At 65.0% G+C, this 13,415-nt stretch carries 13 protein-coding genes; all 13 read left to right on the plus strand.

Annotation, left to right across the window (positions count from 1 at the left end; translation table 11 throughout):
* Positions 1–13: 13 nt before the first annotated feature.
* The 13 genes from DU475_RS07750 to DU475_RS07810 are packed head-to-tail and all read left to right on the plus strand — an operon-like array spanning position 14 to position 13,406.
* Entirely contained in the window at positions 14–628 is a 615-nt protein-coding gene (locus DU475_RS07750) for an NADH-quinone oxidoreductase subunit C (RefSeq protein ID WP_164631606.1), read from the plus strand.
* A gap of 51 nt (positions 629–679) precedes the next feature.
* The gene (locus DU475_RS07755; RefSeq protein WP_164631607.1) at positions 680–1,888 is read left to right on the plus strand and encodes an NADH-quinone oxidoreductase subunit D; all 1,209 of its coding nucleotides are present in this window, start codon (positions 680–682) and stop codon (positions 1,886–1,888) included.
* On the plus strand, positions 1,885–2,856 hold the full coding sequence (locus tag DU475_RS07760) for an FkbM family methyltransferase (protein WP_047307262.1): 972 nt from the start codon (positions 1,885–1,887) through the stop codon (positions 2,854–2,856). Before DU475_RS07755 ends, DU475_RS07760 begins: the two co-directional genes overlap by 4 nt.
* Before the next feature lie 2 nt (positions 2,857–2,858).
* Entirely contained in the window at positions 2,859–3,608 is a 750-nt protein-coding gene (gene nuoE / locus DU475_RS07765; protein WP_013502269.1) for an NADH-quinone oxidoreductase subunit NuoE, read from the plus strand.
* Positions 3,605–3,820 (plus strand): hypothetical protein, encoded by a 216-nt coding sequence (locus tag DU475_RS07770; protein WP_013502270.1) that lies wholly within the window; start codon positions 3,605–3,607, stop codon positions 3,818–3,820. Before nuoE ends, DU475_RS07770 begins: the two co-directional genes overlap by 4 nt.
* 18 nt (positions 3,821–3,838) lie before the next feature.
* Positions 3,839–5,164, plus strand: a complete 1,326-nt coding sequence (gene nuoF, locus DU475_RS07775) for an NADH-quinone oxidoreductase subunit NuoF (protein WP_013502271.1) — start codon at positions 3,839–3,841, stop codon at positions 5,162–5,164.
* Between the two features lie 5 nt (positions 5,165–5,169).
* Positions 5,170–7,245, plus strand: a complete 2,076-nt coding sequence (nuoG, locus tag DU475_RS07780) for an NADH-quinone oxidoreductase subunit NuoG (protein WP_164631608.1) — start codon at positions 5,170–5,172, stop codon at positions 7,243–7,245.
* 9 nt (positions 7,246–7,254) lie between these two features.
* Positions 7,255–8,280 (plus strand): NADH-quinone oxidoreductase subunit NuoH, encoded by a 1,026-nt coding sequence (gene nuoH, locus DU475_RS07785; protein WP_013502273.1) that lies wholly within the window; start codon positions 7,255–7,257, stop codon positions 8,278–8,280.
* Between the two features lie 7 nt (positions 8,281–8,287).
* Positions 8,288–8,776, plus strand: coding sequence for an NADH-quinone oxidoreductase subunit NuoI (gene nuoI, locus DU475_RS07790; protein WP_013502274.1), 489 nt, complete (start codon positions 8,288–8,290; stop codon positions 8,774–8,776).
* 9 nt (positions 8,777–8,785) lie between these two features.
* Positions 8,786–9,424: an NADH-quinone oxidoreductase subunit J gene (locus DU475_RS07795; RefSeq protein ID WP_013502275.1), complete on the plus strand. Its 639-nt coding sequence runs from the start codon at positions 8,786–8,788 to the stop codon at positions 9,422–9,424.
* The gene (nuoK, locus tag DU475_RS07800; protein WP_013502276.1) at positions 9,421–9,732 is read left to right on the plus strand and encodes an NADH-quinone oxidoreductase subunit NuoK; all 312 of its coding nucleotides are present in this window, start codon (positions 9,421–9,423) and stop codon (positions 9,730–9,732) included. Before DU475_RS07795 ends, nuoK begins: the two co-directional genes overlap by 4 nt.
* A 59-nt stretch (positions 9,733–9,791) precedes the next feature.
* Positions 9,792–11,888, plus strand: coding sequence for an NADH-quinone oxidoreductase subunit L (gene nuoL / locus DU475_RS07805; RefSeq protein ID WP_164631609.1), 2,097 nt, complete (start codon positions 9,792–9,794; stop codon positions 11,886–11,888).
* Entirely contained in the window at positions 11,889–13,406 is a 1,518-nt protein-coding gene (locus DU475_RS07810) for an NADH-quinone oxidoreductase subunit M (RefSeq protein ID WP_164631610.1), read from the plus strand.
* The last annotated feature ends 9 nt before the right edge of the window (positions 13,407–13,415 follow it).

Below are 13,415 nucleotides of genomic sequence, written 5' to 3' on the forward strand. Positions count from 1 at the left end.
AAAAGGCTGTTTCATGGACGACAACGGGCTCGACACCCTGGGTCAGACGATCGTCGGCGCCTTGCCGGGAATCGCGACCGGTCATTCTGTCGCGTTCGGTCAGCTCACGCTGACCGTCGATGCCGGCAAGATCGTGGAGGTGATGCGGCTGCTGCGCGACGATCCGCGCTTCCGCTTCATCAGCTTCATCGACATGACGGCGGTCGACTATCCCGGCCGCGCCGAGCGATTCGAGATCGTCTACCACCTGCTGTCGCCGAAGCTGAACGAGCGGGTGCGGGTCAAAGCGGAGGTCGGCGAGACCACGCTGGTGCCCTCGATCATCGATGTATTCCCCGGCGCCGATTGGTTCGAGCGCGAAGCCTACGATCTTTACGGCATCATCATTACCGGCCATCCCGACATGCGCCGGCTGCTGACCGACTACGGCTTCGACGGTCACCCGCTGCGCAAGGATTTTCCGCTCTCCGGCTTCGTCGAGGTTCGCTACGACGACGACCAGAAGCGAGTCGTCTACGAGCCGGTGCGGCTCAATCAGGAATTCCGTAAGTTCGATTTCCTATCGCCCTGGGAAGGTGCTGACTATCCGGTTCTTCCCGGAGACGAGAAGGCGGGAGTGAAGTCGTGACGTCATTCGCCATTTGCTATTCGCAACTCGCCAGCAAGCGGAGCTTGCCCAATGGCTGACGCTGCTACTCCGGACGCGCCCAGCGTCCGCAACTTCACCATCAATTTCGGTCCGCAGCATCCGGCGGCGCACGGCGTGCTGCGGCTGGTGCTCGAGCTCGACGGCGAAGTGGTGGAACGGGTCGATCCGCATATCGGCCTGTTGCATCGTGGCACCGAGAAGCTGATCGAAGCCAAGACCTATCTGCAGGCGATTCCGTATTTCGATCGGCTCGATTACGTCGCTCCGATGAACCAGGAGCACGCCTTCTGCCTCGCGGTGGAGAAGCTGCTCGGGATCGCGGTGCCGCGCCGCGCTCAGTTGATCCGCGTGCTGTACGCCGAGATCGGCCGCATCCTGTCGCATCTGCTCAACGTCACCACGCAGGCGATGGACGTCGGCGCGTTGACCCCGCCGCTGTGGGGCTTCGAAGAGCGCGAAAAGCTTATGATGTTCTACGAGCGCGCCTCCGGCAGCCGGATGCACGCGGCGTATTTCCGCGTCGGCGGCGTGCATCAGGATCTGCCGCCGAAGCTGATCGAGGATATCGACGCCTGGTGCGACGCGTTTCCGGCCGTGGTCGACGATCTCGACCGGCTGCTCAGCGACAACCGCATCTTCAAGCAGCGCAACGTCGACATCGGCGTGGTCACGCTCGATCAGGCCTGGGCCTGGGGATTCTCCGGCGTGATGGTGCGCGGCTCCGGCGCTGCCTGGGATTTGCGCAAGTCGCAGCCCTACGAGTGCTACGCCGAGCTCGATTTCGAAGTGCCGATCGGCAAGAACGGCGACTGCTACGATCGCTATCATATCCGCATGGAAGAGATGCGGCAGTCGGTGCGGATCATGAAGCAGTGTATCGCCAGGCTGCGTGCGCCGGACGGGCAGGGACCGGTCGTGGTCGACGACCACAAGATCTTCCCGCCGCGGCGCGGAGAGATGAAGCGCTCGATGGAAGCGCTGATCCATCACTTCAAGCTGTACACCGAGGGCTTCCACGTCCCGGCCGGCGAGGTCTATGTCGCGGTCGAGGCGCCGAAGGGCGAGTTCGGCGTGTTTCTGGTGTCCGATGGCACCAACAAGCCGTACAAGTGCAAGGTCCGGGCGCCGGGCTTTGCGCATCTTCAAGCGATGGACTTCCTCAGCCGCGGTCACCTGCTGGCGGACGTCTCGGCGATCCTCGGTTCGCTCGACATCGTGTTCGGAGAGGTCGATCGGTGAACGCGCCCGGGCCCATTCAGTTCGACCGCGCTACCGGCGCTCTCGAGGGCGCAGGTGCTCTCGAGCGCATGGCGGCGTGTGCGCTGGTGATGGGCGCGAGGGTGTCGTCGACGTTTTCGTATCGCGGCTACAACGCCGCGGCCAATTTGATGCGCAAGGCGCTGCCGGAGCGCGACATCGCGATCAGGCTCAATCCCGACGCCACCTTCGTGTTCCCCTACGGCGACGGCTATTGGAGCAAGCTGCTGCAGCGCGATTACTCTTATGAGATCGAGCTGGACCTGCTGTTCCGCGATGCGGCCGATATCGATTTCACGTTCGTCGATTGCGGCGCCAATTACGGCTACTGGTCGGTGCTGGTGTCGAGTGCGCCGTTCGGCGCGCACCGCACGCTGGCGATCGAGCCGTCGAGCCAGAATTTCGCCCGGCTGGTGCAAAATGCCAAGGTCAACGGCGATCGGTTCGCGGTGATGAAATGCGCGGTCGGCGCCGCCCGCGGCACCGCCAGACTGTCCGGTACCAAGCACGAGGCGTTCAGCATCGTCGGCAAGCCCGGTGCCGGCGGCGAGGACGTGCCGGTGATCCGGCTCGACGACCTGATCGACGACGGCCATCTGCCGCGCGGCGGCAAGTACATCGTCAAGCTCGACGTCGAGGGGGTCGAGATCGACGCGATTCGCGGCGGCGAACGGCTGCTGGCGGAAGACACTGCGATCCTGTGCGAGGAGCATGGCAGCGACCGCGATCACACCGTTTCGCGCTACATCCTCGAACATACCCCGCTGAAGCTGGTCGTGTACGACCCGCAAAGCAATCGCTACGAGGCCGTGGTCGATCTCGGCATTCTCGACCGGATCAAGGTCGCGTCGAATGTCGGCTACAACGTCGTCGGAACCGCGAGCGCGTTCTGGCAGGCCCGAATCCAACACCTGAATGCGAGCGTGGCGCAGCGCTCGGCGAGAAACTGAGCATGTCCGTTCGTCGTCTGGCACCGAAAGAGCTGCAACCCGAGAGCTTCGCGTTCACCGCGGAGAATCTCGCCTGGGCGCAGAAGGAGATCACCAAATATCCGCCCGGACGGCAGTTCTCGGCGGTGATCGCGATCATGTGGCGGGCGCAGGAGCAGTGCGGCGGCTGGCTGCCGGAAGCGGCGATCCGCGCTGTGGCCGACATGCTCCAGATGCCTCATATCCGCGCCCTGGAAGTCGCGACGTTCTACACCATGTTCCAGCTCAACCCGGTCGGCAAGAAAGCCCACGTCCAGGTCTGCGGCACCACGCCGTGCCGGCTGCGGGGCGCCGGCGAGCTGATCGAGGTCTGCAAGAACCGGATTCATCACGACCCGTTCCATCTGTCCGCCGACGGCGACTTCTCCTGGGAGGAGGTCGAGTGCGCCGGCGCCTGCGTGAACGCGCCGATGGTGCAGATTTTCAAGGACGTCTACGAGGATCTGACGCCGGAGACCTTGAACAAGGTGCTCGACGGTTTTGCCAGTGGTCACCCGCCGCAGCCGGGTCCGCAGAACGGCCGACAGCATGCGGCGCCGATCACCGGACCGACGACCCTGAAGACGGGTGGTATCAACGTAGCGCCTATTGACGCCAACGGGCCAGCTTTGACCGACGACGAAGCGAAGCGGCCCGGGGCGGCGGCCAATGTTCAGGAACGCCCGGCGCCGAAGCCGCCGGCCGCCGACGCCACCGAGAAGAACCCGCCATGACGACGAACGCCCCTGCGGGGCGCGCCGTCGCGGAAAGCGTGAGAGCCATGCCGACCCCGATCTACATCCTGCTGCACGGTGTCGCCGCCGCAGCTTTCATATTTCTGCTGCAGCACTACGCGCTCGGTGCGACACTCCAATCGAGCCTGCTCTGGGCGCTGACCTTCGGGGGCTGCGCCATCGGGCTCGCTTACATGCAATCGAAACGCTGACAGGGAACGCCGCAAGCCATGCTGGACGACAAGGACCGCATCTTCCGGAACCTGTACGGTCTCGACGACTGGACGCTGAAGGGCGCGCGCCGTCGCGGCGCGTGGGAAGGCACCAAGGCGATCATCGACAAGGGCCGCGACTGGATCATCAACGAGATGAAGGCGTCGGGCCTGCGCGGCCGTGGCGGCGCCGGCTTCCCGACCGGCCTGAAATGGTCGTTCATGCCGAAGGACAATGCCGACGGCCGGCCGAGCTATCTGGTCGTCAATGCCGACGAGTCCGAGCCCGGCACCTGCAAAGACCGCGAGATCATGCGCCACGACCCGCACACGCTGGTCGAGGGCTGCCTGCTGGCGGGCTGCGCGATGGGCGCCCACACCGGCTACATCTACGTCCGCGGCGAATTCATCCGCGAGCGCGAGCGGCTGCAGGCGGCGATCGACCAGGCCTACGAGGCCAAGCTGATCGGCAAGGACAACGTCCACGGCTATCCGTTCGACCTCTACGTCGCGCACGGCGCCGGCGCTTACATCTGCGGTGAAGAAACCGCTCTGCTCGAGAGCCTCGAAGGCAAGAAGGGGCAGCCGCGGCTGAAGCCGCCATTCCCGGCGAACGTCGGTCTGTTCGGCTGCCCGACCACCGTCAACAACGTCGAGTCGATCGCGGTCGCGCCGGACATTCTTCGCCGCGGCGCGGCGTGGTTCTCGTCGATCGGCCGGCCCAACAACGTCGGCACCAAGCTCTACGGCATCTCCGGCCACGTCAACACGCCTTGCGTCGTCGAAGAAGCGATGGGCATTCCGTTCCGCGAACTGATCGAGAAGCACGGCGGCGGTATTCGCGGCGGCTGGGACAATCTGCTCGCGATCATTCCCGGCGGCGCGTCGTGTCCGCTGATCCCGGCGGCCGACTGTGAAGAGCTGATCATGGATTTCGACGGCACCCGTGCGGTGAAGTCGAGCTTCGGCACCGCCGGCGTCATCGTCATGGACAAGTCCACCGACGTGATCGCGGCGATCGCGCGCATCAGCTACTTCTTCAAGCACGAGAGCTGCGGCCAGTGCACGCCGTGCCGCGAAGGCACCGGCTGGATGTGGCGCGTGCTCGACCGCATGGTCGAAGGCCGCGCCCACAAGCGCGAAATCGACATGCTGCTGGAAGTGACCAAGCAGGTCGAAGGCCACACCATCTGCGCGCTCGGCGACGCCGCGGCCTGGCCGATCCAGGGCCTGATCCGCGCCTTCCGCCCGGAGATCGAGCGCCGCATCGACGATTTCTCGCGCAAGGCCACGCTCGACGATCAGGGCGTGCTCGATCCGGCGCACATGCAAGCGGCGGAGTGACTGCCATGATCAAGATCATCGTCGACGGCAAGGAAGTCGAAGTTCCGCCGGAATACACCCTGCTGCAGGCCTGCGAGTCGGCCGGCGCGGAAATTCCGCGGTTCTGTTACCACGAGCGGCTGTCGATCGCCGGCAACTGCCGGATGTGTCTGGTCGAGCTGAAGGGCACGCCGAAGCCGGTCGCGAGCTGCGCCTGGGGCGTGCGCGACTGCCGTCCGGGCCCGAACGGCGAACCGCCGGAAGTCTCGACCAAGTCGCCGATGGTCAAGAAGGCCCGCGAGGGCGTGATGGAGTTCCTGCTGATCAACCATCCGCTCGACTGCCCGATCTGCGATCAGGGCGGCGAGTGCGACCTGCAGGACCAGGCGATGGGCTACGGCGTCGACCAGAGCCGGTTCGCCGAGAACAAGCGCGCCGTCGAGGACAAGTATCTCGGCGTGCTGGTCAAGACCTCGATGAACCGCTGCATCCAGTGCACCCGCTGCGTGCGCTTCGCGGCGGAAATCTGCGGCGTGCCGGAGATGGGCGCGATCGGCCGCGGCGAGGACATGGAGATCACCACCTATCTGGAGAAGGCGCTCACGTCCGAGCTGCAGGGCAATCTGGTGGACATCTGCCCGGTCGGCGCGCTGACCTCGAAGCCCTATGCGTTCGCGGCGCGGCCCTGGGAGCTCGGCAAGACCCAGTCGGTCGACGGGATGGACGGCGTCGGTTCGGCGATCCGGGTCGACACCCGCGGCCGCGAGGTGATGCGGATTCTGCCGCGCGTCAACGAGGCGATCAACGAGGAGTGGATCTCCGACAAGACCCGCCACGTGGTCGACGGCCTGCGCACCCAGCGGCTTGACCGGCCCTACGTCCGCGAGGGCGGCAAGCTGAAGCCGGCGAGCTGGCCGCAGGCGTTCGCCGCGATCAAGGCCAGGCTCGACGGCACCTCGGCCAAGAAGATCGGCGCGATCGCCGGCGACCTCGCCGCGGTCGAGGAGATGTTCGCGCTGAAGCAGTTGCTCGCCAAGCTCGGCTCGGCGAACGTCGCGGCGCAGAACGTCGCTGCGTTCGATCCGAAGGCCGGCCGGGCCGGCTACATCTTCAATCCGGGGATCGCCGGGATCGAGCAGGCCGACGCGGTGCTGATCATCGGCTCTGATCCGCGCAAGGAGGCGGCGATCGTCAATGCCCGCATCCGCAAGCGCTGGCGCGCCAGCGGCATGCCGATCGGGCTGATCGGCGAGCAGGCGGAGCTGACCTATCACTACGATTATCTCGGCGCCGGCACCGACACGCTGAACGATCTGATCGCCGGCAAGCACGGCTTCGCCGAAACCCTGAAGAACGCCAAGCACCCGATCATCCTGGTCGGCGCGGCCGCGACCGCGCGGCGCGACGGCGCGGCGATCCTGTCGCTGGCGGCCAAGCTCGCCGCCGACGTCGGCGCGCTCGACGACGGCTGGAACGGCTTCGCGGTGCTGCATCCGGCGGCTTCCAGTGTCGGTGCGCTCGACATCGGCTTCGTACCGGGTGCGGGCGGGCTGGGCGCGGCGGAGATGGCCACGGCTGGCGGCGTCGACGTGCTGTTTTCGCTCGGCGCCGACGAGGTCAAGGTGCCGGACGGCGCGTTCGTGGTCTATATCGGCACTCACGGCGATCGCGGCGCGCACCGCGCCGACGTGATCCTGCCGGGCGCCGCCTACACCGAGAAGTCCGGTATCTACGTCAACACCGAAGGCCGCGTGCAGATCGCCAACCGGGCGTCGTTCCCTCCGGGCGATGCGCGCGAGGACTGGGCGATCCTGCGGGCGCTGTCGGAGGCGCTCGGCGCCAAGCTGCCCTACGACTCGCTGGCGGCGCTGCGCAAGGCGATGTTCGCCGAGGTGCCGCATCTGATGCGGATCGACCAGATCGAGGCCGGCGATCCGGCCGATCTGCGCAAGCTGGCGAGCGCCGGCGGCAGCGTCGAGAAGACGCCGTTCAAGCCGGCGATCGCCGATTTCTACATGACCAACCCGATCGCGCGGGCGTCCGCGGTGATGGCGGAGTGCTCCCGCCTGGCGTCGGGGCAATTGCTGACGGCGGCGGAGTAGGCGGGACCCATGGCTGAATTCTTCGCGACCAACCTGTGGCCGCTGCTCATCGTGATCGGGCAGAGCGTGCTGCTGTTGGTCATCCTCCTGATCGCGATCGCCTACATCCTGCTCGCCGACCGCAAGATCTGGGCGGCGGTGCAGATCCGGCGCGGCCCGAACGTGGTCGGACCGTGGGGCCTGCTGCAATCGTTCGCCGACCTGCTGAAATTCGTCGTCAAGGAGCCGACCATTCCGGACGGCGCCAACAAGGGCCTGTTCCTGCTGGCGCCGCTGGTGACCTGCGTACTGGCGCTCGCCGCCTGGGCGGTGATCCCGGTGAATGCCGGATGGGTGATCGCCGACATCAATGTCGGCGTGCTGTACATCCTCGCGGTGTCGTCACTGTCGGTGTACGGCATCATCATGGCCGGCTGGTCGTCGAACTCGAAGTATCCGTTCCTCGCCGCGCTGCGCTCGGCGGCGCAGATGGTGTCCTACGAAGTCTCGATCGGTTTCGTGGTGATCTGCGTGCTGCTGTGCGTCGGTTCGCTGAACCTGACCGCGATCGTCGAGGCGCAGGACGGCAAATGGGGCATGCTCGGCTGGTACTGGCTGCCGCTGTTCCCGATGTTCGTGGTGTTCTACGTCTCGGCGCTGGCCGAAACCAACCGCCCGCCGTTCGACCTCGTCGAAGCGGAATCGGAACTGGTCGCCGGCTTCATGGTCGAATACTCGTCGACCCCGTACCTGCTGTTCATGCTCGGCGAATACGTGGCGATCGTCACGATGTGCGCGATGGGCACGATCCTGTTCCTGGGCGGCTGGCTGCCGCCGGTGCCTTACGCTCCCTTCACCTGGGTGCCGGGCATCGTCTGGTTCTCGCTGAAGCTGCTGTTCATGTTCTTCCTGTTCGCGATGGCGAAGGCGATCGTGCCGCGCTACCGCTACGACCAGTTGATGCGGCTGGGCTGGAAGGTGTTCCTGCCGCTGTCGCTGGCGATGGTGGTGATCGTGGCGGCCGTGCTGCAGTTCGCCGGCCTGGCACCGAAATGAGGCTTTGATGAACGTCACCGCTGCCGCCCGTTCGTTGCTTCTGACCGAGTTCGTATCGGCGTTCTTTCTCGCCATGCGTTACTTCTTCAAACCAAAGCCGACGATCAATTATCCTTTCGAGAAGAATCCGATTTCGCCGCGGTTCCGCGGCGAGCACGCGCTGCGCCGTTATCCCAACGGCGAGGAGCGCTGCATCGCCTGCAAGCTGTGCGAGGCGATCTGCCCGGCGCAGGCGATCACCATCGAGGCCGGTCCGCGCCGCAACGACGGCACCCGCCGCACGGTGCGCTACGACATCGACATGGTGAAGTGCATCTATTGCGGGTTCTGCCAGGAGGCGTGCCCGGTCGACGCGATCGTCGAAGGGCCTAATTTCGAATTCGCCACCGAGACGCGCGAAGAATTGTACTACGACAAGGCCCGTCTGCTGGCCAACGGCGATCGCTGGGAACGCGAGATCGCCAAGGCCATCTCCCTCGACGCGCCGTACCGGTGAGCTGACGCCATGTCGATGCCCGTCCTGTTCTTCTATCTCTACGCCGGGGTGGCGATCGCCGCAGCGGTGATGGTGGTGTTCGCCCGCAACCCGGTGCACTCCGCGCTGTTCCTGATCCTGGTGTTCGTCAACGCCGCCGGCATGTTCGTGCTGATGGGCGCCGAATTCCTGGCGATGATCCTGATCGTGGTCTATGTCGGCGCCGTCGCGGTGCTGTTCCTGTTCGTGATCATGATGCTCGACGTCGACTACAGCGAGCTTCGCGAGGGGTTCCTGGAATATCTGCCGTTCGGCCTGTTGATCGGCGTGATCTTCCTCGCCGAACTGTTGCTGCTGGCCGGCGGCTGGGTGATCAGCCCGACCGTCACCAAGACGGTCACGGCGCCGATCCCGGCCGATGTCTCCAATACCGAGGCACTCGGTCTGGTGCTCTACACCCGCTACATCCATTACTTCCAGGTATCGGGCATGATCCTGCTGGTGGCGATGGTCGGCGCGATCGTGCTGACGCTGCGCCACAAGAAGAAGGTCAAGCGGCAGGACATCGCCGCGCAGAACGCCCGCTCCAAGGAGACCGCGATGGCGATCCGCCACGTCAAGACGGGGCAGGGCCTGTCCGACAACGATGCTTCGGAGTGGGTGCGATGAACGAGATCGGGCTGGGCCATTTTCTCTCGGTCGCCGCGGTGCTGTTCACGCTCGGCACCGTCGGGATCTTCCTGAACCGCAAGAACGTCATCATCATCCTGATGTCGATCGAGTTGATGCTGCTCGCCGTCAACATCAACCTGGTGGCGTTCTCGATCTTTCTCAATGACATCGTCGGGCAGGTGTTCGCACTGTTGGTGCTGACCGTGGCCGCGGCAGAGGCCGCGATCGGCCTCGCGGTTCTGGTGGTGTTCTTCCGCAACCGCGGCACCATCGCGGTGCAAGATATCAACTTGATGAAGGGCTAGGGCATGATCGGCAATCGATTGCGGATTGACGGCATCGTCCGGGGGCTGAAGGCGCGCGCATGATCCAGGCTATCGTATTCCTGCCGCTGATCGGCGCGCTGATCGCCGCCGTCATAGCGCTGGTGGGCGCCCACGCCCGTAACCCGAGCGGCGACACCGTCGAGCATCACGATGATCACGGCCATGGCCATGACGCCCACGCGGCGCACGGCCATGACGCCCATGCGCATGCCGCCCATGGTCACGACGACCACGCGCACGACGATCACGCCCACGGCCCGGTCGAACCGGCCGCAGCCGGTTCGCGGCTCGCCGAGATCGTCACCACGACGCTGCTGCTGATTTCCTGCGCGCTGTCGTGGGTGACTCTGGTCGACGTCGGCTTCATGCAGCACGATTCACGCGTGGCGCTGTTGCCGTGGATCAATTCCGGCGAACTCCAGGTCTCCTGGACGCTGCGAGTCGACACCCTGACCGCAGTGATGCTGGTGGTGGTGACGACGGTATCGTCGCTGGTCCACCTGTATTCGATCGGCTACATGCACGAGGATCCGCATCGGCCGCGGTTCTTCGGCTATCTGTCGCTGTTCACCTTTGCGATGCTGATGCTGGTGACCGCCGACAATCTGCTGCAACTGTTCTTCGGCTGGGAAGGCGTCGGCCTCGCCAGCTATCTGCTGATCGGATTCTGGTATCAGAAGCCCTCGGCCAACGCCGCTGCCATCAAGGCCTTCGTGGTCAACCGCGTCGGCGATTTCGGGTTCCTGCTCGGCATTTTCGCGTTGTTCGTGCTGGTCGGCTCGACCGACTTCGACACCATCTTCGCCGCCGCGCCGGGCCTGACCGGAAAGACCATCAACTTCTTCGGCTGGCACGCCGACGCGCTGACGCTGATCTGCCTGTTCCTGTTCATGGGCGCGATGGGCAAGTCCGCGCAGTTCCTGCTGCACACCTGGCTGCCGGACGCGATGGAAGGCCCGACTCCGGTGTCGGCGCTGATCCACGCCGCCACCATGGTCACCGCCGGCGTGTTCATGGTCGCGCGGATGTCGCCGGTGTTCGAACTGGCCCCGGACGCCCAGGCCGTAGTGATGTTCTTCGGCGCCACCACCGCGTTCTTCGCCGCGACCATCGGTCTGGTGCAGAACGACATCAAGCGGATCGTGGCGTATTCGACCTGCTCACAGCTCGGCTACATGTTCGTGGCGATGGGGGCGGGGGCTTACTCGGTCGGCATGTTCCACCTGTTCACCCACGCCTTCTTCAAGGCGCTGCTGTTCTTGGGCGCCGGCTCGGTGATCCACGCGATGCACCACGAGCAGGACATCCGCAACATGGGCGGCCTGAAGGACCGGATCCCGTTCACCTATGCGGTGATGCTGATCGGCACCCTGGCGCTGACCGGTTTCCCGCTGACCGCCGGTTATTTCTCCAAGGACGCGATCATCGAAGCGGCGTTCGTCTCGAAGAATCCGCTGGCGTTCTACGGCTTCCTGATGACCGTGGTGGCGGCGCTGCTCACCTCGTTCTATTCGTGGCGTCTGGTGTTCAAGACGTTCCACGGCGAGCCGCACGATCGCAAGCACTACCAGGCGGCACACGAGAGCCCGCTGGTGATGACGATCCCGCTGTTCGTACTGGCGTTCGGTGCGCTGGCGGCCGGCTATCCGTTCAAGGAGCTGTTCGCCGGCCACGGGGTCGAGGAATTCTTCCGGTCTTCTCTGAAGATGCATCCGCACATCATCGAGGAAATGCACCACATTCCCGCCTGGATCGCGCTGCTGCCGACGGTGATGATGGTGGTGGGCTTCCTGGTGTCGTGGCTGTTCTACATCCGCCGCCCGGACATTCCGGTGGAGCTCGCCGGCCAGCACCGGCTGCTCTACAAGTTCCTGCTCAACAAGTGGTACTTCGACGAGCTGTACGAGGTGATCTTCGTCCGTCCGGCGAAGTGGATCGGTCGGCAGCTCTGGAAGAAGGGCGACGGTCTGTTGATCGACGGGCTCGGGCCCGACGGCATCTCGGCCCGGGTGCTCGACGTCACCCGCGGCGTGGTTCGGATGCAGACCGGCTATCTCTATCACTACGCATTTGCGATGCTGATCGGCGTTGCCGGTCTGATCACCTGGTTCATCCTCGGCTTGGGGGGCCGGTAAATGTCGGCTTCGATCATGACCTGGCCGGTGCTGTCGGTCGTTACGTTTCTGCCGGTGCTCGGCGCGGCGCTGGTCTATCTGGCCCGCGGCGAGGACGAGGCGGCGCGGCGCAACGCCCGCTGGATCGCGCTGTGGACCACGCTGATCACCTTCGCGGTGTCGCTGCTGCTGGTATGGCACTTCGATCCGGCCAATCCGGGCTTCCAGTTCGTCGAGAAGGCGCCCTGGCTCGGCGCCACCATCACCTACCACATGGGGCTCGACGGCATTTCGCTGCCGCTGGTGATCCTGACCACCGCGATCATGCCGTTCTGCATCATCGCGAGCTGGCGCTCGGTGACGGTGCGGGTGCGCGAATACATGATCGCGTTCCTGATCCTCGAAACGCTGATGATCGGCACCTTCTCGGCGCTGGATCTGGTGCTGTTCTATCTGTTCTTCGAAGGCGGCCTGATCCCGATGTTCCTGATCATCGGCATCTGGGGCGGCCCGCGCCGGGTGTACGCGTCGTTCAAGTTCTTCCTGTACACGCTGCTCGGCTCGGTGCTGATGCTGCTGGCGATCATGGCGCTGTATTGGAACGCCGGGACGACCGACATCCCGACGCTGATGCGCACCCCGGTGCCGGGCGGGCTGCAGACCTGGGCATGGCTGGCGTTCTTCGCCTCGTTCGCGGTGAAGATGCCGATGTGGCCGGTGCACACCTGGCTGCCGGACGCCCACGTCGAGGCGCCCACCGCCGGCTCGGTCGTGCTCGCCGCGATCCTCTTGAAGATGGGCGGCTACGGCTTCCTGCGGTTCTCGCTGCCGATGTTCCCCGACGCCTCGGCGTATTTCGCGCCGCTGATCTACACTCTCTCGGTGATCGCGATCATCTACACCTCGCTGGTCGCGCTGATGCAGGAGGATATCAAGAAGCTGATCGCCTACTCGTCGGTGGCGCATATGGGCTTCGTCACCATGGGCATCTTCGCCGGCACCACTCAGGGCGTCGCCGGCGCGGTGTTCCAGATGATCAGCCACGGCATCGTGTCCGGCGCGCTGTTCCTCTGCGTCGGCGTGGTCTACGACCGGATGCACACCCGCGAGATCGCCGCCTATGGCGGGCTGGTCAACCGGATGCCGCTGTACGCGATGGTGTTCATGGTGTTCACCATGGCCAATGTCGGGCTGCCGGGCACGTCCGGTTTTGTCGGTGAATTCCTGACCCTGCTCGGCACCTTCCGCGTCAACGTTCCGACCGCGACGCTGGCCACCACCGGCGTGATCCTGTCGGCCGGTTATGCGCTGTGGCTGTACCGCAAGGTGGTGTTCGGAGCGATGACCAAGCCGGCACTCGCGTCCATCAAGGACTTGACCTGGCGCGAAGGGCTGATGCTGGCACCGCTGGTGGTGCTGACCATCCTGTTCGGCTTCTATCCGAAGCCGGTGCTCGATATGTCCGCTGCGTCCGTCCAGCAACTCGTCAACAACTACGCCGCCGCCGTGACTGCCGTGAAGGCAGCGGCGCTGCCGTGACCGGCAAGG

The sequence above is a fragment of the Rhodopseudomonas sp. WA056 genome, assembly GCF_010906995.1.
In the GTDB taxonomy this organism is placed as follows: Bacteria; Pseudomonadota; Alphaproteobacteria; order Rhizobiales; family Xanthobacteraceae; genus Rhodopseudomonas; species Rhodopseudomonas palustris_G.

Coding starts and splice junctions, on each gene's coding strand:
- DU475_RS07750 (WP_164631606.1), top strand. CDS start 14: ATGGACGACAACGGGCTCGACACCCTGGGTCAGACGATCGTCGGCGCC.
- DU475_RS07755 (WP_164631607.1), top strand. CDS start 680: ATGGCTGACGCTGCTACTCCGGACGCGCCCAGCGTCCGCAACTTCACC.
- nuoE (WP_013502269.1), top strand. CDS start 2,859: ATGTCCGTTCGTCGTCTGGCACCGAAAGAGCTGCAACCCGAGAGCTTC.
- DU475_RS07770 (WP_013502270.1), top strand. CDS start 3,605: ATGACGACGAACGCCCCTGCGGGGCGCGCCGTCGCGGAAAGCGTGAGA.
- nuoF (WP_013502271.1), top strand. CDS start 3,839: ATGCTGGACGACAAGGACCGCATCTTCCGGAACCTGTACGGTCTCGAC.
- nuoG (WP_164631608.1), top strand. CDS start 5,170: ATGATCAAGATCATCGTCGACGGCAAGGAAGTCGAAGTTCCGCCGGAA.
- nuoH (WP_013502273.1), top strand. CDS start 7,255: ATGGCTGAATTCTTCGCGACCAACCTGTGGCCGCTGCTCATCGTGATC.
- nuoI (WP_013502274.1), top strand. CDS start 8,288: ATGAACGTCACCGCTGCCGCCCGTTCGTTGCTTCTGACCGAGTTCGTA.
- DU475_RS07795 (WP_013502275.1), top strand. CDS start 8,786: ATGTCGATGCCCGTCCTGTTCTTCTATCTCTACGCCGGGGTGGCGATC.
- nuoK (WP_013502276.1), top strand. CDS start 9,421: ATGAACGAGATCGGGCTGGGCCATTTTCTCTCGGTCGCCGCGGTGCTG.
- nuoL (WP_164631609.1), top strand. CDS start 9,792: ATGATCCAGGCTATCGTATTCCTGCCGCTGATCGGCGCGCTGATCGCC.
- DU475_RS07810 (WP_164631610.1), top strand. CDS start 11,889: ATGTCGGCTTCGATCATGACCTGGCCGGTGCTGTCGGTCGTTACGTTT.